General features: G+C 63.7%; 20 protein-coding genes. 8 read left to right on the top strand and 12 right to left on the bottom strand.

Annotated elements, in window-relative coordinates; genetic code table 11:
• Positions 1-123 precede the first annotated feature (123 nt).
• Positions 124-414 carry a hypothetical protein gene (locus ACS3WA_RS14625; protein WP_438279239.1) on the bottom strand — a complete coding sequence of 97 codons (291 nt, stop codon included), beginning with the start codon at positions 412-414 and terminating at the stop codon, positions 124-126.
• Between the two features lie 183 nt (positions 415-597).
• Here ACS3WA_RS14625 and ACS3WA_RS14630 point away from each other — a divergent pair, with 183 nt between their 5' ends.
• From ACS3WA_RS14630 to der, 5 genes are all read left to right on the top strand, one after another.
• Entirely contained in the window at positions 598-1,182 is a 585-nt protein-coding gene (locus ACS3WA_RS14630) for an NnrU family protein (protein ID WP_438279240.1), read from the top strand.
• A 1-nt stretch (position 1,183) separates the two neighbouring features.
• Positions 1,184-2,008 carry a 3-methyl-2-oxobutanoate hydroxymethyltransferase gene (gene panB, locus ACS3WA_RS14635; protein WP_438279241.1) on the top strand — a complete coding sequence of 275 codons (825 nt, stop codon included), beginning with the start codon at positions 1,184-1,186 and terminating at the stop codon, positions 2,006-2,008.
• 321 nt (positions 2,009-2,329) lie between these two features.
• Entirely contained in the window at positions 2,330-2,983 is a 654-nt protein-coding gene (locus ACS3WA_RS14640; RefSeq protein WP_438279242.1) for a tetratricopeptide repeat protein, read from the top strand.
• A 38-nt stretch (positions 2,984-3,021) separates the two neighbouring features.
• Positions 3,022-3,546: a hypothetical protein gene (locus tag ACS3WA_RS14645; protein ID WP_438279243.1), complete on the top strand. Its 525-nt coding sequence runs from the start codon at positions 3,022-3,024 to the stop codon at positions 3,544-3,546.
• Positions 3,547-3,669: 123 nt separating this feature from the next.
• The gene (gene der / locus ACS3WA_RS14650) at positions 3,670-5,052 is read left to right on the top strand and encodes a ribosome biogenesis GTPase Der (RefSeq protein ID WP_438279244.1); all 1,383 of its coding nucleotides are present in this window, start codon (positions 3,670-3,672) and stop codon (positions 5,050-5,052) included.
• 43 nt (positions 5,053-5,095) lie between these two features.
• On the opposite strand, the gene ACS3WA_RS14655 is transcribed toward der, so the two are convergent.
• Together ACS3WA_RS14655 and ACS3WA_RS14660 are read right to left on the bottom strand one after the other, a co-directional pair.
• The gene (locus ACS3WA_RS14655) at positions 5,096-5,260 is read right to left on the bottom strand and encodes a hypothetical protein (protein WP_438279245.1); all 165 of its coding nucleotides are present in this window, start codon (positions 5,258-5,260) and stop codon (positions 5,096-5,098) included.
• Between the two features lie 267 nt (positions 5,261-5,527).
• Entirely contained in the window at positions 5,528-6,271 is a 744-nt protein-coding gene (locus tag ACS3WA_RS14660; protein WP_438279246.1) for an SDR family NAD(P)-dependent oxidoreductase, read from the bottom strand.
• A 155-nt stretch (positions 6,272-6,426) separates the two neighbouring features.
• Here ACS3WA_RS14660 and ACS3WA_RS14665 point away from each other — a divergent pair, with 155 nt between their 5' ends.
• Entirely contained in the window at positions 6,427-6,915 is a 489-nt protein-coding gene (locus ACS3WA_RS14665; RefSeq protein ID WP_438279247.1) for a GNAT family N-acetyltransferase, read from the top strand.
• Between the two features lie 113 nt (positions 6,916-7,028).
• Here the strand turns inward: ACS3WA_RS14665 and purF are convergent, their stop codons facing one another.
• The 6 genes from purF to ACS3WA_RS14695 form a co-directional block, all read right to left on the bottom strand.
• Positions 7,029-8,549 (bottom strand): amidophosphoribosyltransferase, encoded by a 1,521-nt coding sequence (purF, locus tag ACS3WA_RS14670; protein WP_438279248.1) that lies wholly within the window; start codon positions 8,547-8,549, stop codon positions 7,029-7,031.
• 11 nt (positions 8,550-8,560) lie between these two features.
• Complete coding sequence (locus ACS3WA_RS14675; RefSeq protein WP_438279249.1) at positions 8,561-9,190, bottom strand: CvpA family protein; 630 nt, start codon at positions 9,188-9,190, stop codon at positions 8,561-8,563.
• Positions 9,191-9,357: 167 nt separating this feature from the next.
• Complete coding sequence (gene radA, locus ACS3WA_RS14680; protein WP_438279250.1) at positions 9,358-10,809, bottom strand: DNA repair protein RadA; 1,452 nt, start codon at positions 10,807-10,809, stop codon at positions 9,358-9,360.
• 24 nt (positions 10,810-10,833) lie between these two features.
• Positions 10,834-12,021 (bottom strand): alanine racemase, encoded by a 1,188-nt coding sequence (alr, locus tag ACS3WA_RS14685; protein ID WP_438279251.1) that lies wholly within the window; start codon positions 12,019-12,021, stop codon positions 10,834-10,836.
• 178 nt (positions 12,022-12,199) lie between these two features.
• Complete coding sequence (locus ACS3WA_RS14690; protein ID WP_438279252.1) at positions 12,200-13,690, bottom strand: replicative DNA helicase; 1,491 nt, start codon at positions 13,688-13,690, stop codon at positions 12,200-12,202.
• 175 nt (positions 13,691-13,865) lie between these two features.
• Complete coding sequence (locus ACS3WA_RS14695) at positions 13,866-15,116, bottom strand: class I SAM-dependent methyltransferase (protein ID WP_438279258.1); 1,251 nt, start codon at positions 15,114-15,116, stop codon at positions 13,866-13,868.
• 232 nt (positions 15,117-15,348) lie between these two features.
• On the opposite strand from ACS3WA_RS14695, the gene ACS3WA_RS14700 reads away from it, so the two are divergent.
• Positions 15,349-16,605, top strand: a complete 1,257-nt coding sequence (locus ACS3WA_RS14700) for a hypothetical protein (RefSeq protein WP_438279253.1) — start codon at positions 15,349-15,351, stop codon at positions 16,603-16,605.
• Positions 16,606-16,806: 201 nt separating this feature from the next.
• Here the strand turns inward: ACS3WA_RS14700 and dprA are convergent, their stop codons facing one another.
• On the bottom strand, positions 16,807-17,925 hold the full coding sequence (dprA, locus tag ACS3WA_RS14705) for a DNA-processing protein DprA (protein WP_438279254.1): 1,119 nt from the start codon (positions 17,923-17,925) through the stop codon (positions 16,807-16,809).
• A 212-nt stretch (positions 17,926-18,137) separates the two neighbouring features.
• Here dprA and ACS3WA_RS14710 point away from each other — a divergent pair, with 212 nt between their 5' ends.
• Positions 18,138-18,317, top strand: a complete 180-nt coding sequence (locus ACS3WA_RS14710; protein ID WP_438279255.1) for a hypothetical protein — start codon at positions 18,138-18,140, stop codon at positions 18,315-18,317.
• 15 nt (positions 18,318-18,332) lie between these two features.
• Here the strand turns inward: ACS3WA_RS14710 and plsY are convergent, their stop codons facing one another.
• Together plsY and ACS3WA_RS14720 are read right to left on the bottom strand one after the other, a co-directional pair.
• The gene (gene plsY / locus ACS3WA_RS14715) at positions 18,333-18,923 is read right to left on the bottom strand and encodes a glycerol-3-phosphate 1-O-acyltransferase PlsY (protein WP_438279256.1); all 591 of its coding nucleotides are present in this window, start codon (positions 18,921-18,923) and stop codon (positions 18,333-18,335) included.
• A gap of 253 nt (positions 18,924-19,176) precedes the next feature.
• The coding region (locus tag ACS3WA_RS14720; RefSeq protein ID WP_438279257.1) for an amidohydrolase family protein at positions 19,177-19,973 on the bottom strand (797 nt) is incomplete at its 5' end.

The following is a 19,973-nucleotide window of genomic DNA, read 5'->3' on the forward strand; positions in this document are numbered from 1 at the left end:
CAACGGGTCGATCGCTGCCCATTGCGCATCGCTTAGCCAAAACTCATTCGCCATCGTCAAGCTCCGTGCAGAGCTTGAATCTGATTTGCTTCCTAACTTCAATACTCTGATCAGGTTTGGAGCCTAGCGCATCGATCCGCCCGAGCGGGTATTGCTGTTGACGCCACCGGCCGGCGTATTTACAGACCCCGCGACTCCGGCATCGGCGCCGCCACGTCCTGGTGCTGCGCCGACCGTGCCGTTCGTCGATCCCCTCGGCTGGACCCTTTGGGTATGTGCGGATCCCGACGTTCCTGCGCTGCCACGGAGGCTATCGTTCTGCTGCGCCTGACCGTGAGTCGAGGGTTGGGCGTTGGCGCCGGTAATTCCGAAGGCTGTGATAGCGGCGGCGGCGACGAGAAGTCTGACGTTCATTGTCTACGCTCCATCTGTTTGGTGGAGCGGCGACAACCGCGATCCTGCGCTGGCGTTCCTGGGTGTTCAGGGTGATTGCTGGGTGTTGTTGCGACCAAAGCATGGTTGCCCTCGTTCTTGCGCCGTGTTGCCTGAAACTCCTCAAAAATGTTAATCGAAGGTCAGTGCTCAAGGAGGAATACGATGGGTTTATTGGTGATGATTGCTGGCCTTGTTCTGTTCCTCGGCGTGCACCTCGCCGCGACGAAGCGCGATTTTCGTGCGCGGCTGGTCTCCTCCTATGGCGAAGGACCATACAAGATCGGGTTTTCGCTGATCTCGGCGGTTGGCGTCGCTCTGATCGTCTGGGGATTTTTTCACTACCGCGCCACCGGCTGGATCGACGTCTGGCATCCGCCGCGTGTGATGAAGCACATCGCCGAAGCGCTGATCCTGCCCGCGATCATTCTGGTGGTGGCGTCGTATATCCGCGGCCGCATCTACGCCAAGCTGAAGCATCCGATGCTGGCCGGCGTGAAGCTGTGGGCGGCGGCGCATCTGCTCGCCAACGGCGATCTCGGCTCGATCATCCTGTTCGGTTCGATCCTGGCGTGGGCGGTGGTCGACCGCATCTCGCTGAAGCGCCGCGCCGATCCCGGCGCCCCGCCGATCCCGGTCGGCGGCGTTCGCAACGACGTGATCGCGGTCGTCGTCGGCGTTGTCCTCTATCTCGCGCTCGGCGCTCTCTTCCATCCTTACGTCGTCGGCGTTCCGGTCTTTGGAGCATAGTATGTCGGTCCAGTCGGTCTTGAAGCGCAGGACGGCACCCGACATTCGCGCGCGCAAGAACGGCGATCCGATCGTGATGCTGACCTCCTACCATGCGCATACCGCTGCGCTGGTCGACCGCTATTGCGACGTCATTCTGGTCGGGGACAGCCTCGGCAACGTGATGCACGGTTTCGAGACCACGGTGCCCGTCACGCTGGACATGATGATACTGCAGGGCCGCGCGGTGATGCGCGGCTCGCAACAGGCGCTGGTGGTGGTCGATATGCCGTTCGGCTCCTACGAGGCCTCGAAGGAGCAGGCGTTTCATTCCGCCGCGCGGATTCTCAAGGAGACGCTCTGCGGTGCGGTGAAGCTCGAAGGCGGCGTGAAGATGGCGGAAACCATCGCCTTTCTCGCCGCGCGCGGTATTCCCGTGATGGGGCATGTCGGCCTGACGCCACAGTCCATCAACACACTGGGCTTGTTTCGTGCGCAGGGACGCGAGGAGGGAACGTGGCAGCCGATCGAGGACGATGCGCGTGCCGTCGCGGAGGCCGGCGCGTTCTCGATGGTGATCGAGGCGGTGGCAGAGCCGCTGGCGCGCAAGATCACGAAGGAGGTGACGATCCCGACCATCGGCATCGGCGCCAGCGCGGCCTGCGATGGCCAGGTGCTGGTGCTGGAGGACATGCTCGGCTTGTCGCCGCGCGCGCCGAAATTCGTCCGCCGCTATGGCGAACTTGGACCCATGATCGAGGCTGCGATCGAGGGCTATGCGCGCGATGTGCGCAGCCGCGCCTTTCCCGGTCCCGAACACGTTTATGCGATGAAGCCGAAGAGCTAGTGGAGTGGATTTGACATTCGCCACCCATCTGCCGCGGGTACCGAGATGCGAATGTCAAATCCAAAACTCCACTAGAGGCCTATAGTTGCTAGTGGTCCTTGCGATTCTCACATTCGCAAAAATAACTGCTGAAACGGGATGCGAATGTTAGAATCGGACCACTAGAGGCGAAGAGAGTCCGCGCGCCTCGTCCTCGCTTCTCGAGCGGCGCTCTTTGCCTTGTCGGCGCCATATCGCTAGGGTATCGCCGCCGCCATCGGCGGGATGTGCGCACAGGGCGGCGCCGCGGGCTCGCGGAAAATCGGGGACGGGAAAATTTAAGTGGCTGAATTATTTAGCGAAGTTGATGAAGAACTGCGCCGCGAGCAGCTCAGGAAGGTTTGGAGCCGGTATTCGGGGCTGATCGTTGGCGCCGCCATTCTGATCATTGTCGCGGTCGGGGGCTGGCGCGGATATCAGTACCTGGAGGCTCAAAAGGCTGCCCAGGCCGGTTCAGCCTTCGAGGCGGCCGCGGCGCTCGCCGATCAGAACAAGCATGCCGAAGCCGAAGCCGCCTTCACGAAACTGGCGGCGACCGCGCCGCGGGGATATCGCAATCTGTCGCTCCTTCGCGCCGCGGCCGAAGCCGTCAAGCGTGACCCCAAGGAGGCGGTCAAGCTTTACGACGCCATCGCCGCAGACAGTGGATTTGACGGCGCGGAGCGTGATCTCGCGCGTGTACGAGCCGCCGGATTGCTGCTGGATACCGAGACCTACAACAACATGCTGCAGCGGCTGGAGCCGGCGACAGCCCCTGAGGCGACCTTCCGCCACACCGCGCGCGAAATGCTGGCGTTGTCCGCCTGGCATGCCAACGATACGGCATCCGCGCGAAAATGGCTGGATGCGATCAGCGCGGATGGCCAGACGCCGTCCAGCCTGCGCAACCGCGCCGAAGCCTTGCAAGCCTTGCTGCCGCCGGCTGCGAAGAGCTGAGCAGGGGTGCCGAACTCAAGTTTGAACGAGAACCGCCGATGCGCCGCTCGCAACGCCTGATTGCCTCCGCTGTTTTGATCTCGCTCTGCGGCGCGCTCGCCGGTTGCGGCGGCGGCGGCATGAGCAATTGGGATCCCTCCGATATGCTCGACTTCCTCGATACCAAGAAAAAACTTCCGGGCAAGCGCGAGCCGGTTTTTCCTGAAGGTGTTCCGGGCATCGAGCAGGGCGTGCCGAAGGATCTCTACAAGAGCAACGTCGAACAACAGCAGCAGCAGGAACAGTCCACCGTTGCCGTTACGGCCTCGCCCCCGGCTGGCACCGGGCATACGCGGCGATCTGGGGCAGCCGACGGGTCGGCCGGTGCGCCGGCGACGGCCGCCGGTGCCGCAGATGGCGGCACTGCCGCCGAGCCGCCTCGCAAGCCGAAGCGGCTGGTCCATCGCCGGGCCACCTCTCTGCCCAAGGAAGAACCGGCATCGCAGCAGGAGGCCGCGCCGCAACAGTCACCGGACGCCTCCTCGTTTCCGGCGCCGATGCCCAGCGGCAGCTTCCAGCGCTGACAGGGTCGGGATCATGCTCTAACAGGTTGTTGAAAAACCTTCCGGTCATTTCCGCACATCTCGCTCCGGAATTGACGCCCGTCGAGACTTTTTCAACATCCTGCTAAGGGGCAGGGAACGCCGATGTCCTTCACTATTGCCATCATAGGCCGGCCCAATGTCGGCAAGTCGACCCTGTTCAACCGTCTCGTTGGACAGAAGCTGGCGCTGGTCGATGACGAGCCGGGCGTGACCCGCGATCGCCGCGAAGGCCAGGCGCGACTGGGCGACCTCGATTTCATGGTGATCGATACCGCCGGCCTCGACGAAGGGCCGCGCGGCTCGCTGACGGCGCGTATGCAGGAGCAGACCGAGGCCGCGATCGCAGCCGCGGATGCGCTGATGTTCGTCTTCGATGCGCGCGCGGGCCTGACGCCGACCGATCGTTCCTTCGCCGATTTCGCGCGCCGCGCCGACAAGCCGGTCGTCCTCGTCGCCAACAAGAGCGAGGGGCGTCATGGCGAAGCCGGCGCGCTGGAGTCCTATGCGCTGGGGCTCGGCGACCCGGTCGGCGTATCCGCGGAGCACGGCGAGGGCCTGAGCGATCTCTACGATGCTTTGCGCGCGGTGATGCCGGAGCCGGCCGAAGAATCCGAGGAATTCGACGATGACGATATCATCGAGACCGAGAATATCTCGCAGCGGCCGATCCGCGTTGCGATCGTCGGGCGTCCCAATGCGGGCAAATCGACGTTGATCAATCATCTGCTCAGCGAGGAACGGCTGCTGACGAGCCCGGAAGCCGGCACCACGCGGGATTCCATTTCGGTCGAACTGAACTGGAAAGGACGCGATTTTCGTATCTTCGATACCGCCGGGCTGCGGCGCCGGTCGCGCATCGAGGAGAAGCTCGAAAAGCTGTCGGTGGCGGATACGTTGCGCGCCATCAGGTTCGCCGAAGTCGTCGTCCTGATGATGGATGCGCAAAACAGGTTTGAGGAGCAGGACCTGCGCATCGCCGACCTGATCGAACGGGAGGGTCGCGCGCTGGTGATCGCCGTCAACAAATGGGATCTGATGCCGCGCGGGTCGGGCGGGGTCGCATCGCTGCGCCGCGATGCCGACCACTGGCTGCCGCAGGTCAAGGGCGCGCCGGTCGTCGCGGTCTCCGGTCTGACGGGCGAGGGGATCGACGGCCTGATGACGGCAATCCAGAACGCCTACGCCGTCTGGAATCATCGGGTGCCGACGGCCGCGCTCAATCGCTGGTTCCAGCAGGCGGTCGATGCCAACCCGCCGCCAGCGGTCTCGGGCCGCCGATTGAAACTCAACTACGCGACCCAGGCCAAGGCGCGGCCACCGAGTTTCGTGGTGTTCTGTTCGCGGGCGGACGCAGTCCCGGAATCCTATCTGCGCTATCTCGTCAACAGTTTGCGCGAGGTGTTCGATCTGCCGGGCACGCCGATCCGCATCACGCTTCGCGAAAAGGCCAATCCGTTCGCGCACAAGCGCAAACGCAAGTCGTGAGCGCGTATTTCGATCGCGTCCGTGAAACCGCGCTGAACGCCGGTCAGCGGCTGCGGGGCGGCTGCGCGCGTTGCAGAAGCCGCGCCTTGTAATTTTCCAGCAATTCCGCCGCGAACTCCGCCGGGCTCCGGCGAGCGTCATCGGCCTCGTTGGGTGGCGGATTCTTGAGGGTAAAGGCACGCATCACGCGCTCGACAACGGCTTGCATCGGCAACTCCTGACCCGATCGAGACGCTCCATCGCGCATCAAGTTCCAGTCATTTGTGAGGCAGCCGTCCAAAACGGTTCAATGCGGAGGGCTGGCCGAGCATGGCGCGTGCAACGCAGAGAGCCGGTTGGTTTGGGGTGTTTGCCTTACGCGGAATAAGTACTCCGTCATGCCCGGCTTTATGCCGGGCATCCACGTCTTTGAAAAATCAGCAAAGAAAGACGGTGCCCGGATCATGGGGGCGAAGCAACGCCGTTTTTCTGTTTCCTAGTCCGACGGTTGCTCGAAGCTCATCACCTTGCGGCTTTTGTAGTCGTAGAGTTTGCCGGTCTCGCTCCAGGATGGAAGGCACATCGGGACGATGAATTCGGCAATCTGTTCAGGCGTATCCAGTGTCATCGGATCCTCGCCGGGAAATACGATGGCCCGCATGCGGGTGCGAACCGGCCCGGGATTGAACAGGTTGACCCGGATCGCCGTCGTAGCCGTCTCGTTCGCCCAGCATCGCACCAGCGTATCGAGCGCGGCTTTCGAGGCAGCATAGGGACCGCGATAGGCGTTCGCCTTGCTGGCAACGTCGGAGGTGATGAACACCGCGCGTCCGGCATCGGATTTCTGAAGTAATGGCTCCATGCAGCGGATCAATTGAAAATTCGCGGTGACGTTGATCGCCATGATGTCCTGCCACGGCTTCAGATCGATGTGGCCGAGCGGCGAGGATGGACCGGCTATGCCGGCATTGCCGACCAGAATATCGAGCTTGCCGTGGCGCTCGTTCAATGCGGCGCCGAGTCTTGCGGTGCCGTCGAAATCGGTGAGACTGAGCGGCACCAGCGTCGCGCTGCCGCCGTCCTTGCCGATCTCGTCGTCAAGCTCTTCGAGCCCGCCTTGCGTGCGGGCCACCGCGATCACATGCGCGCCGGCTTTCGCGAGCGCGCGCGCGGTGGCATAGCCGATGCCGCGCGAGGCTCCGGTCACAAGCGCGATACGGGAGGCGAGTGGTTTTGTCATGGACCGGGATGCTTTGTGCTGGCGGGGCGGATTGACAAAAGAACCTGCTGAAACGGGGTGCGAATGTTAGAACCGGATCATCAGGATGGGAAGCGGAGGAGTTTGTGCGCCTTATGCCTGAATTATCTGGCGAAGCCAAAGGACAATGGCGACCGATGTCGGCCGCCGACCTGCCGCCGGTCCGGACAATCGCGGAGAAGGTCCATCCCGCTTTTCCGGAGGAAGCGGAGGTGTTCGCCGAGCGGCTCCGGCTTTACGCGGCCGGCTGTCTCGTCTTTCGCCAGGGTGCGGCCATCGTGGGGTATGCCCTCAGCCATCCGTGGCGAGCCCTGGATCCTCCAGCGTTGAATTCACAGCTTGGCATGTTACCCCGCCACCCGGAGACGTACTACATCCATGACATCGCATTGCTGCCCGAATTGCGAGGGAGCGGCGCTGCCTCGATGGCAGTCGCCCGGATGCTTGCGCAGGCGGGCAAGGAAAGGCTCGCCACTGCTTCACTGGTGGCGGTCAATGGCTCCGCGGATTTCTGGGGCCGGCATGGCTTCCGCAAGACCGCGCTCGATAAAATTCGGGATGCCACATTCGCGCGGAAGATGCGCGGCTACGGCAATGCTGCGGCCTTCATGGTCCGGCGGCTCTAGAGCCCTTCCGCTTCTGATTGCATCAGAAGCGGAGCTCTATGTTTTTGATTTGACGCGTTTTCTTGACGCGAACCGGTAGCCACTTCGCTTGAAAACGCTCTAACCCGCTCGGGTCAACTCGCCTCCGCGAGCAGCGACAGTTGATGCGGCTGCGGTTCGACGTCGGTATGGTCGGTAAGGCTGGTGGGATAGGCGCCGGTGAAGCAGTGGTCGGAATATCTCGGGTTCGCGGGGTCGCGCCCCGGCTCGCCCATGGCGCGGTACATGCCGTCGATGGAGAGGAAGGCCAGCGAGTCCGCGCCGATGATGTCGCGCATCTGCTCGAGGCTGTGGGTTGCGGCCAACAGTCCGTTACGGTCCGGCAAGTCGATGCCGTAGTAATCGGGGTGAATGATCGGCGGCGAGGCGAGACGGAAATGCACCTCCGTGGCGCCGGCATCGCGCATCATGCGCACGATCTTCTTCGAGGTGGTGCCGCGTACCAGCGAGTCGTCGATCAGGACGATGCGTTTGCCCGCAATCGCGGCGCGGTTGGCCGAATGCTTCATGCGCACGCCGAGTTCGCGGACGCTTTGAGCCGGCTGGATGAAGGTGCGGCCCACATAATGGTTTCTGATGATCCCGAGTTCGTACGGCACGCCGGAGAACTGGCTGTAGCCGAGGGCGGCGGGCACGCCGGAATCGGGCACCGGCACCACCACGTCGACCTCGGCGTGGCTCTCGCGGGCCAGTTGCGCGCCGAACGCCTTGCGCACTTCATAGACCGAACGGCCGCCGACGATCGAATCCGGCCGCGAAAAATAGATGTATTCGAAGATGCAGGGCCGCGGCGGCATCGGCGGAAACGGCTTGTGGATTTCAGTCTGGATGGTCCCGTCCTTGCGATGGAATACGATGATTTCGCCGGGTTCGATGTCGCGGACATATTTCGCGCCGATGATGTCGAGCGCGCAGGTTTCCGACGCCAGGATCGGGCAACCGTCGAGTTCGCCGAGAACGAGCGGACGGATGCCGCGCGGGTCGCGCGCGCCGACCAGCTTCTTGTTGGTCAGCGATACCAGCGCGTAGGCGCCCTCGATGGCCCGGAGCGCCTCGATGTAGCGCTCGATGAAACGGCCGCGCCGGGACTGCGCCACCAGATGCAGGATCGCCTCGGTGTCGGTGGTCGATTGCATCAGGGCGCCGTTGCGCACCAGTTCGCGGCGCAGCGTCAGCCCGTTGGTGAGGTTGCCGTTGTGGGCGACCGCGAAACCGCCGGCATTGAGTTCGGCGAACAACGGCTGCACGTTGCGCAGGATGGTGCCGCCGGTGGTGGAGTAGCGGGTGTGGCCGATGGCCGCGCTGCCGGGAAGACGTTCGATCACCGCCCGGCGGGAGAAGGTGTCGCCGACGAGACCGAGACGGCGCTCGGAGTGGAATCGCTTACCGTCGAAGGTGACGATGCCGGCGGCTTCCTGGCCGCGATGCTGGAGAGCGTGGAGACCCAGCGCGGTGATGGCGGCGGCGTCTGGATGGCCGAAAATTCCGAACACGCCGCATTTCTCGCGGAGCGTGTCGCCGTCGGGATCAAAATCCGGTTCAAGATCCGGGTCGGGCGCAAGAGCGTCGCTGGAAGGGCTCTGCTGACAGTCCATTGCGCCTCGCACTAGTGTTCCCCGGGTTTGCCGTCGATCAGTTTTTTCAGGCCGTCCCGGGCAGGCTTGGAATAGCCCTCGGCCCCGGGGGAAGCAGGTTCCGCATCCGATTGATCCGCTTCCGGCTTATTCTTCTTGAGTTTGTTTAAGATGGTGTTCTCGGGATCGTCGGGCAAGAGTGACTGCAGCCAGACGCCGGTGGAATTGAGCACCGTCAGCGACTTTGCACCCGTGACCCAGTCGGGCCGCTGCTTGTCCGGAACCAGCCACGTAAAGAACAGAAAGGCAACCACAACGATCAGCAGGCCTCGCGCCAGTCCGAACAGGAAACCCAGGGTGCGGTCGAGCGCGCCGATCCGGGAATCGAGGACCATGTCGGAGATGCGTGTCGTGACGATCGAAACCACGATCAGGGTGCCGATGAAAACGCCGCCGATCACGGCCCCGGCCGCCAGCGTTTCGCTCTCGATATAGGTCTTGGCGAACGGCAGCAGTTTCTGGAACGAGTAGAGCGTCGCCAGCGCGGCGATACCCCAGGACGCGATCGACAGGATTTCGCGCATGAAGCCGCGGATCATAGCGAGCAGGCCCGAAATCAGCATCACGCCGAGCAGAACGAGGTCGAGGATGGTTATCGGCATCGGCTGTTCAGGTCCGCTCGTAAATCCCAGAAACCGAATCGGCGTCTCACTGCCGGTCCAGACTGACGGTCATGTGACACGTCCCGCAAGGACCTTCGCGCAACATATCGTCGGCCTCGCGGCCGCCGAAATGTATAGCGGCGGCCGATGCGGAGGTCACGCCCGCTTTAGCCGTCCTGACGACGGAATCGGGACGGTGTGGCATTTTTCTCCGGGTCGGTGACCTTGCCGGCACGGCCTTGTCCGCGTGCCGCGATATCCGCCACCAGCGTGGTCAGTCCGGCAACGCTATCGAGCGCCAGGCCGGCATCGCTGCCGATGTCGCCGCGGGCTGATTCGGGAAGCACGGCGCGGCCGAAGCCGAGCTTGGCTGCTTCCTTTAGCCGCGCCGAGGTCTGCGCCACCGGCCTGACCGCGCCGGACAGCGAAATCTCGCCGAAATAAACCGCGTCGGTCGGCAACTGGGCATTTGTCAGCGAGGACACCAGCGCCGCCGCTGCGGCGAGGTCGGCTGCGGGCTCGCTGATGCGAAGGCCACCTGCGACATTGAAATAGACGTCGTGACCCGACAGCTTGACCCCGCAATGGGCTTCGAGAACCGCCAGCACCATGGACAGCCGGTTCGAATCCCAGCCGACCACGGCGCGCCGTGGCGTGCCGAGCGCGGTCGGGGCCACCAGCGCCTGCAACTCCACCAGCACCGGGCGGGTGCCTTCGAGGCCCGCGAACACCGCGGTGCCCGGACTGCCGAGATCGCGCGCCGACAGGAACAACTCTGACGGATTTGACACCTCGCGCAAGCCGAGCCCGGTCATCTCAAAGACGCCAATCTCGTCGGTCGGACCGAAACGGTTCTTCACCGCGCGCAGGATGCGGAACTGCTGCGAGCCTTCGCCTTCGAACGACAGCACGGCGTCGACCATGTGCTCGACCACCCGGGGACCGGCGATCTGGCCGTCCTTGGTGACGTGGCCGACCAGGATCAGCGCCGCCCCGGATTTCTTGGCGAAGCGAATAAGCGCCTGTGCCGAGGCGCGCACCTGGGTGACGGTGCCGGGCGCGGATTCCACGGTGTCGGTCCACATGGTCTGGATCGAGTCGATCACCACCAGGCGCGGCACTGCGCCTTCGGACAGGGTGGCGACGATGTCCTCGACCGAGGTCTCCGCCGCAAGCTGCACCGGCGCGTCGGCAAGTCCGAGGCGTTCGGCGCGCAACCGCACCTGCGCGACCGCTTCCTCGCCGGAAATATAGACCGCGCGATGGCCCGCGCGGGCGAGCAAGCTGGTCGCCTGCGTCAGCAGCGTCGATTTGCCGATGCCGGGATCGCCGCCGACCAGCAGCACGGAGCCGCGCACGAATCCGCCGCCGGTGACGCGATCGAGTTCGGTCATGCCGGAGGAAAGGCGCGGCGCGTCCTGCGTTTTGCCCGCCAGCGTTTCCAGCGTGAACAGCCGGCCCTTGCGCCTGGAGCGGATGCTGACCGGCATCGTCGTCGCTCCCGTGGTGTCCTCCTCGGCGAGCGTATTCCATTCGCCGCAGGCATCGCACTTGCCCTGCCAGCGGTTATACGCCGCGCCGCAGGTCTGGCAGACGAAGGAAAGGGCGGACTTTGCCATTATTTGCTCGCGCCGGCGCCGAGGTCACGACCCGGCTGGTCCGCCCTTGTAGATTCGGTTGTAGCGGTCGCCGAGGTTAGTCAGCACCTCGTAACCGATGGTGCCGAAATGGTGCGCAAGTTCGTCCACGGTGATGCCTTCGCCGATCAGCGTGACGAGATGGCCGCGCCGCACGATCGCGTGAGTCGGCAGATCGGTGATGTCGACCGCCAGCAGGTCCATGGAAACGCGGCCCGCCACCGGGCATCGCGTTCCCGCCACCACGACGTCCGCTCCGCGGGTGCCGTCATTGCTGCTGCCGGCGCGGAAATAGCCGTCGGCGTATCCGGCCGCAACGATGGCGAGCCGCGTCGGCCGCCGCGCCGTCCAGGTCGCGCCGTAACCGACGCTTTCACCCTTGTCGATCGTCCGGATCTGAACGATCCGGGCTTTCAACTCGACAACGGGCCGCATCGGATTGTCGGCTTCCGGCGTGGGATTGACGCCGTAGAGCGCGGCGCCCGGGCGCACCAGGTCGAACGGATATTGCGGCCCGAGGAAAATGCCGGATGAGTTCGCGAGCGAAGCGGGAACGCCGGAGAACTGGCTGGCGATCTCGCGGAAAGCCGCGACCTGTCTGGCGTTGAGCGGATGATGGAGCGTTTCGGCGCAGGCGAGGTGACTCATCACCAGCGTAATGCCGTGATCGCCGGCATCGATCCTCGGAATGAGGCCTTGCGCCTCGTCGAGGGTGAGGCCGAGGCGGTTCATGCCGGTGTCGATGTGGATGGCCGCACCGCCCGCCCAGCCGGTGCGGCGGCAGAACGCGTCCCATTCCGCGAGTTCATTGAGATCGCCGATCACGGGCCGGCAATTGATCGCGGCGAAGGCGTCGCTGCAATTCTGAAAGAGGCCATCCAGCACATAAAGGTCGGCGGCGGGGACTACAGCGCGGACGATACGGGCTTCGCCAAGCGTAGCCACGAAAAAGGTCTTGCATCCGGCGGCATCCAGCGCGCGCGCCACCGGCCCGGCTCCGCAGCCATAGGCATTGGCCTTGACGACGCCGGCGCATTCGGCGGGCACGGCGGTCTTTTCGAGCTTGCGCCAGTTGGCTGCAATGGCGTCGAGGTCGACGGTGAGGGTGCCGATCGCCGCAGCGGCTGCAACGGCGGTGTCGGCGTCAGCCGGCGTGCCGCTGGACGTCGTTTTGGAATCGGGCATGAGATTCATGCCTCATGCTACGCTCGGCTGCACGGCGGTTCAACCGCGCGAGCGGCGTCCCTGGAGGGGCTGCAAGTCAACTTGCTATAGCGTTTTTGAGCGAAGTGGATATCGGTTCGCGTCAGGAAAACGCGTCAAATCAAAAATATAGAGCCCCGCTTCTGATTCCGTCAGAAGCGGAAAGGCTCTAGATACGATCGGGCAGGTGGCCCTCGTGCGCGAGGTCGCTGAAGCGGGTGAACTGCCCCTCGAATTGCAACTCGACGGTGCCGGTCGGACCGTGGCGCTGCTTGCCGATGATGACTTCGGCCTTGCCGTGCACAAGCGACATATCGAGTTGCCACTTCTCGTATTCGGGCGTGCCCGGCCGAGGCTCCTTGTTCTGGAGGTAATATTCCTCGCGGAACACGAACATCACGACGTCGGCATCCTGTTCGATCGAGCCGGATTCGCGCAAGTCGGCAAGCTGCGGGCGCTTGTCGTCACGGGCTTCGACCTGACGGGATAACTGCGAGAGTGCGATGATCGGTACGTTCAATTCCTTCGCCAGCGCCTTCAGGCTGGTAGTGATTTCGGTGACTTCCTGCACGCGGTTGTCGCTGCGCTTGCCGCTGCCCTGCAGGAGCTGGATATAGTCGACGATCAGCACGTCGAGGCCCTTCTGGCGCTTCAGACGGCGGGCGCGCGCCGTCAGTTGCGAAATCGAGAGACCGCCGGTCTCGTCGACGTAGAGCGGCAGATGCTCGAGTTCGATGGTGTGATCGCGGATCTTCTCGAAATCGCTTTCGGTGATGCCGCCGCGGCGGATATTGCTGGAGGCGATGCTGGTCTGCTCGGCGAGAATGCGCGTCGCCAGTTGCTCCGCCGACATTTCGCAGGAGAAGAAGCCCACGATGCCGCCGTTGACGGTCTTCATCGTACCGTCGGGCTGAAGCTCCGACTCATGAGCCTTGGCGATGTTGTAGGCGATGTTGGTGGCAAGCGCGGTCTTGCCCATGCCGGGCCGGCCCGCGACGATGATCAGGTCGGAATGCTGCAATCCGCCCATTTTCGAGTCGAGGTCGCGCAGGCCCGTGGCGATGCCGGACAGTTTTCCGTCGCGTCGGTAGGCGTTGGCCGCCATGTCGAGGGCGATCTTCATTGCCTGCGAAAATTTCTGGAAGCCGCCGTCGTAGCGGCCGGATTCGGCCAGTTCGTAGAGGCGGCGCTCGGCGTCCTCGATCTGCGCCCGCGGCGCGAAATCGACCGGCGCGTCGTAGGCGACGTTGACCATGTCCTCGCCGATGCGGATCAGGTCGCGGCGCAGCGCCTGCTCATAGATGGCGCGCCCATAGTGCAGTGCGTTGATGATCGTGGTCGCCTCCGCCGCAAGACGGGCGAGGTACTGGCTCACGGTGATTCCGCCGATGTCGGTCTCGGCCGGAACGAAGGTTTTGACGGTGACGGGCGTTGCGATCTTGCCGGCGCGGATCAGGCTGCCCGCGGTCTCGTAGATGGTCCGGTGGATATCTTCATAGAAGTGCTTCGGCTCGAGGAAATCCGAGACCCTGTAGAATGCGTCGTTGTTGACCAGAATGGCGCCGAGAAGACCTCGCTCCGCTTCGATGTTGTGCGGCGCGGTGCGATAGGCCGGGGTTGCCGTATCAGGCGCAAGCTTCAGGATCTTCGAATCAGCCATGGCTTTCGATTTTGACGGAGTTTTCGAGTATGGGGCACGCATAAGGCGCCATTCGGGACGGCGGAAGCATGCCGTCTCCCTTATGCCCGATTCTCACACCGCCTCGAATGAAACTTGAGTCGGAACCGTGTCGAACTTGACGGTAACGGGCGACCGAACGGCCGCGCGAATCGGCTCACTCGCCCGCGATCTGAAGCCGCGGACGCTGTTTTCGCTCGATGCTTCGCAGTCTGGCTTCACCCCGCGAGATGTAGTCGCGCGTCATCGGCACGATGCCTTGCCGCCTGGTGATCTGGATCTGGAAATTCATCAGGTTCTGCTTGCGGAACGACATTTCCGAAGAGGCGAGATAAAACTCCCACATCCGCGCGAACCGCTCGTCGTAGAGCCGCACTGCTTCCTCGCGTCGCGCCATGAAGCGCTCGCGCCAGGCCTTCAGCGTTTCCGCATAATGCAGGCGCAGGATCTCGATGTCGCAGACCAGAAGTCCGGCGCGCTCGATCGCCGGCAGGACCTCCGACAGCGCGGGGATGTATCCGCCGGGGAAGATGTATTTCGCGATCCAGGGATTGGTGATGCCCGGACCTTCGGAACGGCCGATCGAATGCAGCAGCATCACGCCGTCGGCGTCGAGCAGTTCGGCGCAACGCTTGAAAAAGGTGTCGTAGTGGTCGACGCCGACATGCTCGAACATGCCGACCGAAACGATTCGATCGAAGGGTCCGGACGTGTCGCGATAATCCTGGAGCAGGAACTTCGCCGAGCGGGTGAGGTTTTTTTCACCGGCGCGAGCTTTCGACACCTGAAGCTGTTCGGTCGACAGCGTGATGCCTGTAACGTGGGCGCCGGTCATTTCCGCAAGATAAAGGCTGAGTCCGCCCCAGCCCGAGCCGATATCGAGGACGCTGTGCCCGGGCTCGACCAGAACCTTGGCGGTGACATGCCGCTTCTTCGCAAGCTGGGCGTCGTCCAGCGTCAGGTCCGGGGTTTCGAAATACGCGCAACTGTATTGTTTGTCGGCATCGAGAAACAGCGAGTAGAGGCGGCCGTCGAGATCGTAATGGCGCGCGACGTTGTTTTTGGACCGACCGCGCGGATTGAATTGCTGGATGTTGCGCACGAGATAGCGGAGCCACCATTGCAGCTTCGCCCAGCGCGGCATGACGTCGGGCTGGTCGAGGATGATCGCCAGGAGGTCGGCTATCGATCCTCGTTCGACCACCATCGTGCCGTCGGTATAAGCCTCGCCGAACGACATTTCGGGATCGAGCAGAAGCTGCCGTGCAACTTCTTTCGTGGTCAACCGCACCCGCACTGGTTCGCCGGTGCCGTCGCCGCACGTGAAGATCATTCCGCTCGCGGTTACAAATGTGATCGAGCCGCGCTGAACAAACTGGTTCAGAAAAAACCGTAACAAACGGTCCATCGAAACCACCATCATCGCGAGGATGCGCCGGTCGCCCATCGGCCGAGGATGGCATCCCGCTCCCCTAGAACGATAATATCGACGGAACCGTTCCACCAATGCACAGACCGCAGGGCGGATATCCGGAATTGTGATCACGCGGTTGCGTCATCTGCGCGCTTCCATTCGCAATACAATGAGCTAAAAGGTGGACCGCCGCAGCCGCGGCGGTTTCCGCACCCCGGAGGATGGAATGTTGAGCCGAGCGCTCAGTCTGGCGACGGTGATGCTTGTGATCGTCGGTTTCGCGACGGATCGCGCACGCGCGCAAAATCTCGAAGCGGGCAAGTCGGCTGCGCAGATCTTTTCCGGAAACTGCACCGCTTGCCACAAAGGGGCTCGCGGATTGCTCAGGACGGTGGCGCCCGGATCGCTGCCGGGTTTCCTGCGCCAGCATTATACCACCGGCCCCGACATGGCCAAAATGCTCAGCGCCTATCTGATCTCCAACGGTGCGACCGACGAACGCTACAGGGCGGAAACCCCCAGGCGACATCCGGGCGATCTGAAACCGGAATCCGAGCCGAGGCAGGCCGGGCGTCAGGGCAGGAAGCCGTCCCGCGAGGCAGAGCGGCCGGACGCGGATAAGTCCGCGCAGGACGAGCCGCGCGGCCGCAAGAGCCGGCACCACGGCCGCCACGCACGACCGGAGACCGAGAATTCGGAGGCCGCGCGGCCGGCTTCAGAGGAGTCCGGCACCCGGGAAGCGAGCAAACCCGCAACCAGGAAAAAGCTGGGCAAGCGCGGCAAGCAGGCGCCGGACGAGTCGCCGAAGGCCGGTGCCGCCGAGCAGCCTCACGACGATGCCGTCGCGAAGCCGGATACGGCGAAGAGCGCACCATCTGATGCTGGATCCGCCACGGGAGAGACGGCCGGAGGCGCATCGTCCAAAACCGAAACGCCAAAAGCGACAACTCCCAACGATCAGGCGGCTGACGAAAAAGCCGGTCCGGAACAGACGGGCAAGACCAACGCCGTCAAGACCAACGCAGTCAAGCCGGACGCGTCCAATCCCGATCGGACCAATTCCAAGAGCGATGCTACGATCGAAACCGACAAATCCGACGCGGGCAAATCCGAAGCCGCCAAGCCCGAGACGGCCAAATCCGAGACGGTCAAGTCCGGGGCGGGCGCGTCCGATACCAGCACGCCGGTCGAGGTTACCAGCCCCGGCGAGCCGAAGACGGTTCCGCTGCGCGCCGATCCCGTTCCGGCGGTGACGCCGGCGCCGAAAGTTGGCGAGGGTGATGCGAAGCCGCCATCCGAAGCTGCAACCCCGACGCCGGCGCAGCCTCGCGCTGGCTCTGCGTCCGAACCGTCGCCGTTGACCTCGGCTGAGCCGGCAAAGCCGGCGCCACCTCCGAAGGAGCCATCCTCGCCGGCGGGGTCCGCCGCCTCATCCGAGTCGCCGCCGGTTTCCGGTGGATCGCCTAGGCCGGATTCGGAATAGAGCGTTTTCGAGCGAAGTGGAAACCGGTTCGCGTGAAGAAAACGCGTCGAATCGAAATCATGCCCCCTTCTGATTTCATCAGAAGCGGTGCTCTATGAGCATCTTCCGGTCTCGCGCTCGTTCTTCGCGCGAGCTTTCCAGCGAGCTAGCGGTTGGGGCGAGCGGCGATCGCTCACTTGCTTGAGGCGTCTCGGTCCGCCGTCAGGTCAGCGAGACCAGCCCGCCGCCGTGGCGCTCCAGTCGTCCGGCCAGTTCCAGTTCAAGCAGAACGGTGCGCACGATCGCCGGCGAGGCATCCGCCATCCGGATCAGATCGTCGAGCCCGATCGGCATCGGGCCGAGCAGACCCACGATGCGCGTGCGGTCGCTCGCCATTGGCTCTTCGGTTCCGGGGCCATCGTAATCCGGTTCCTCCGCAGGCAGGTCGATCGGTCGTCTCATGATCGGCCGCACGGCATTGATGACATCCGATGCCTCGGTGATCAGCGCCGCGCCCTGCTTGATGAGGTCGTTGGTGCCGGCGGCGCGGGGGTCAAGCGGCGAACCCGGCACAGCGAAGACCTCGCGGCCTTGCTCGGCGGCGACGCGGGCCGTGATCAGCGAGCCCGAGCGATGCGCCGCCTCGATCACAACAACGCCGAGCGCGACGCCTGAGATCAGGCGGTTGCGCCGCGGGAAATCGCGGGCGCGCGGCACATGGCCCATCGGCATTTCCGAAATCGCGCCGCCGTCTTCCAATACGGCCGCAAGCAGATCCTCATGCTCGGACGGATAGATGCGATCATGGCCGCCGGCCAGCACCGCGACGGTGCCGCTCGCGAGGCTTGCGCGATGCGCCGCCTGATCGATACCGCGCGCCAGTCCCGACGCGATGACGAAACCGGCCTCGCCGAGATCGTGCGCCAGCACTTGCGCAAACTTGTGACCGGCACCGGATGCATTGCGCGAGCCGACGATCGCGATCATCGGACGCGCCATGACGGCGAGGTTGCCGCGTACGCCGAGCAGCGGCGGCGCGTCGTCGATGGTTGTGAGGTGTGGCGGATAACCGCTCTCGCCCGGGGCCAGCAGGCTGACGCCGATCCGCCGGGCAGCGGCCAACTCGTCCCGTGCCTCGGCTTCGCCGCATAGCCGGCCCGGACGCGAAGCGCCACCGCGCCGCGCCAGATCGGGCAGGCGGTTCAGCGCCTCGCGGGCGCTGCCAAAATGATTCACGAGCGAGCGAAAGGTCCGCGGCCCGACGTTTTCGGAGCGTATCAGCCGCAGCCAGTCGATCCGCTGCGCTTCGTTCAACCGTCTGTCTGAATTCGCGATTTCCACGCCTGCCCCCAAGACAAGAGAAAGCTTTGCCCAAGTTGTCGCATGGGGGCAACCTCGGATGCGGCAGTCATGATGTTCACGCAAAAAGCGCGGACTGGCGCGAAGGCCTTTAGCCTGCTGACTGTGGCATTCATCACGGTTGCGGCCGGCTGGTCGGGTTACATCCTTTGTCTATCGGCGGAAACGGTCCGCCCGGACGATGGGAGACGATCATGGACAACAGCATTCGCAAACTCGATATCGAGGAAATCAATGTCGTCAGCGGTGGCATGAAGTGGACGCCAGTCAACAATCCCGATGTCATCGACGCTCGCGGCGGTCAATTCACTGCGTTGGGCCTGACCTTCACCGTTGACCTTGAGGGCAACATTACCAGCATCACCCCGCGATAGCTGGTGTCTGCAAGTCTAGGCCTTCGCGCCGATTTTGCCTTCGCTGCCAGCTATAAGACGGCTGATGTTCTCCCGATGCTTGAACCAGAGCAGCACCGTCAGCACCGTGAACAGCAGCGCAAATTGCGGGTGGCCGAGCCACCACAGCACGAGCGGCGTGGCGAGGCTGGCAAGCAGCGCCGACAGCGACGAGTAGCGCGTCGTGAAAGCGACGAGCAGCCAGATCGCGCAGAACGCGAGCGCCGCCGGCCAGAACAGGCCGAGCAGCACGCCGATATAGGTGGCGACGCCCTTGCCGCCGCGGAATTTGAGCCACACCGGAAACAGATGGCCGAGGACCGCGCCCAGCGCCGCGGCCATCGCGGCTCCCGGTCCGGATAAAAGTGATGCAATGACGACCGCTACCGTACCCTTGAGCATGTCGCCGATGAGCGTTGCCGCCGCCAGGCTCTTGCGTCCGGTCCGCAGCACATTGGTCGCGCCGATATTGCCCGAGCCGATCGAACGCAGGTCCTGCGTGCCCGCGATCCGCGTCAGGATCATTCCGAATGGAATCGAGCCGAGCAGATAGCCGAAAACTAAGGCAATCAGGCCATTGGGAAACATCGCAAAGGGACTCCGGGCGTCAATGCCGCAGATGTAAACCACAGATCAGCCTGGTCGCGCCACGGCAGATATTCAGATCGTCCGGAGCATGGAAATTCGACTGTAACGATTTGCGCAAGCAATGATTTTTGCAAATTGCAGCCATGAGCGCCTTCTCCTTTCGGCGGCATCCGAGGCGAAGGCTCTATGATTTTGATTTACCGCTGATTTCTTCAAGGAACGGATATTCTTCCTGGTTCGAAACGCGATAGCATCAGACGTGTTCAAAAACCGTGCGACCGCCGACGATGGTCCGGACGACCCGGCCCGAGAAGCGGGATTCGTCGAACGGCGTATTCTTGCATTGCGATTTGAGATCGGCGGGATCGAGTATCCACGGGACGTCCGGATCGATCACGATCACATCGGCCGGCGCGCCCGGACGCAACGATCCGCCCGGCAGGCCGAGTAACTCCGCCGGCCGCGTCGACATCGCGCGGATCAGCGTCTTGAAATCCAGTTCGTCGTTGTGCACGAGCCGCAACGCTGCCGTCAGCATGGTCTCCAACCCGATCGCACCCGCCGCGGCTTCCGCGAATGGCAGGCGCTTGGTTTCCACGTCCTGCGGATTGTGATCGGACATCACGACGTCGATCAGGCCCGAGGCCAGCGCCGCGATCAGCGCGCGGCGGCCGTCCTCGCCGCGCAGCGGCGGCGACAGTTTCAGAAAGGTGCGATACGGGCCGATGTCGTTTTCATTCAGCGTCAGGTGATTGATCGAAGCGGATGCGGTGACGGGAAGCCCGGCGTCGTGCGCACGCGTGAGGATATCGAGCGATTCCGCGCAGGTCAGCGACGCCGCGTGATAGCGTCCGCCGGTCAGCGCCACGAGCCGCATGTCGCGCTCCAGCACGATCGCCTCCGCGGCTGCCGGAATGCCCATAAGTCCGAGCCGGGCGGAATATTCGCCTTCGTTCATGACGCCTTCGCCGACCAGATGGGTATCCTCGGTGTGGTGGACGATCAGGGCGTCGAAGTCGCGGGCATAGGTCAGGGCGCGGCGCATCACCT

Source organism: Nitrobacter sp. (assembly GCF_051535235.1).
GTDB lineage: Bacteria > Pseudomonadota > Alphaproteobacteria > Rhizobiales > Xanthobacteraceae > Nitrobacter.

Excerpts from the sequence above, each read along its gene's own strand:
- ACS3WA_RS14625 (WP_438279239.1), bottom strand. The coding sequence starts at position 414 with ATGAACGTCAGACTTCTCGTCGCCGCCGCCGCTATCACAGCCTTCGGA.
- ACS3WA_RS14630 (WP_438279240.1), top strand. The coding sequence starts at position 598 with ATGGGTTTATTGGTGATGATTGCTGGCCTTGTTCTGTTCCTCGGCGTG.
- panB (WP_438279241.1), top strand. The coding sequence starts at position 1,184 with ATGTCGGTCCAGTCGGTCTTGAAGCGCAGGACGGCACCCGACATTCGC.
- ACS3WA_RS14645 (WP_438279243.1), top strand. The coding sequence starts at position 3,022 with ATGCGCCGCTCGCAACGCCTGATTGCCTCCGCTGTTTTGATCTCGCTC.
- der (WP_438279244.1), top strand. The coding sequence starts at position 3,670 with ATGTCCTTCACTATTGCCATCATAGGCCGGCCCAATGTCGGCAAGTCG.
- ACS3WA_RS14655 (WP_438279245.1), bottom strand. The coding sequence starts at position 5,260 with ATGCAAGCCGTTGTCGAGCGCGTGATGCGTGCCTTTACCCTCAAGAAT.
- ACS3WA_RS14660 (WP_438279246.1), bottom strand. The coding sequence starts at position 6,271 with ATGACAAAACCACTCGCCTCCCGTATCGCGCTTGTGACCGGAGCCTCG.
- ACS3WA_RS14665 (WP_438279247.1), top strand. The coding sequence starts at position 6,427 with ATGTCGGCCGCCGACCTGCCGCCGGTCCGGACAATCGCGGAGAAGGTC.
- purF (WP_438279248.1), bottom strand. The coding sequence starts at position 8,549 with ATGGACTGTCAGCAGAGCCCTTCCAGCGACGCTCTTGCGCCCGACCCG.
- ACS3WA_RS14675 (WP_438279249.1), bottom strand. The coding sequence starts at position 9,190 with ATGCCGATAACCATCCTCGACCTCGTTCTGCTCGGCGTGATGCTGATT.
- radA (WP_438279250.1), bottom strand. The coding sequence starts at position 10,809 with ATGGCAAAGTCCGCCCTTTCCTTCGTCTGCCAGACCTGCGGCGCGGCG.
- alr (WP_438279251.1), bottom strand. The coding sequence starts at position 12,021 with ATGAATCTCATGCCCGATTCCAAAACGACGTCCAGCGGCACGCCGGCT.
- ACS3WA_RS14690 (WP_438279252.1), bottom strand. The coding sequence starts at position 13,690 with ATGGCTGATTCGAAGATCCTGAAGCTTGCGCCTGATACGGCAACCCCG.
- ACS3WA_RS14695 (WP_438279258.1), bottom strand. The coding sequence starts at position 15,116 with ATGGACCGTTTGTTACGGTTTTTTCTGAACCAGTTTGTTCAGCGCGGC.
- ACS3WA_RS14700 (WP_438279253.1), top strand. The coding sequence starts at position 15,349 with ATGTTGAGCCGAGCGCTCAGTCTGGCGACGGTGATGCTTGTGATCGTC.
- ACS3WA_RS14710 (WP_438279255.1), top strand. The coding sequence starts at position 18,138 with ATGGACAACAGCATTCGCAAACTCGATATCGAGGAAATCAATGTCGTC.
- plsY (WP_438279256.1), bottom strand. The coding sequence starts at position 18,923 with ATGTTTCCCAATGGCCTGATTGCCTTAGTTTTCGGCTATCTGCTCGGC.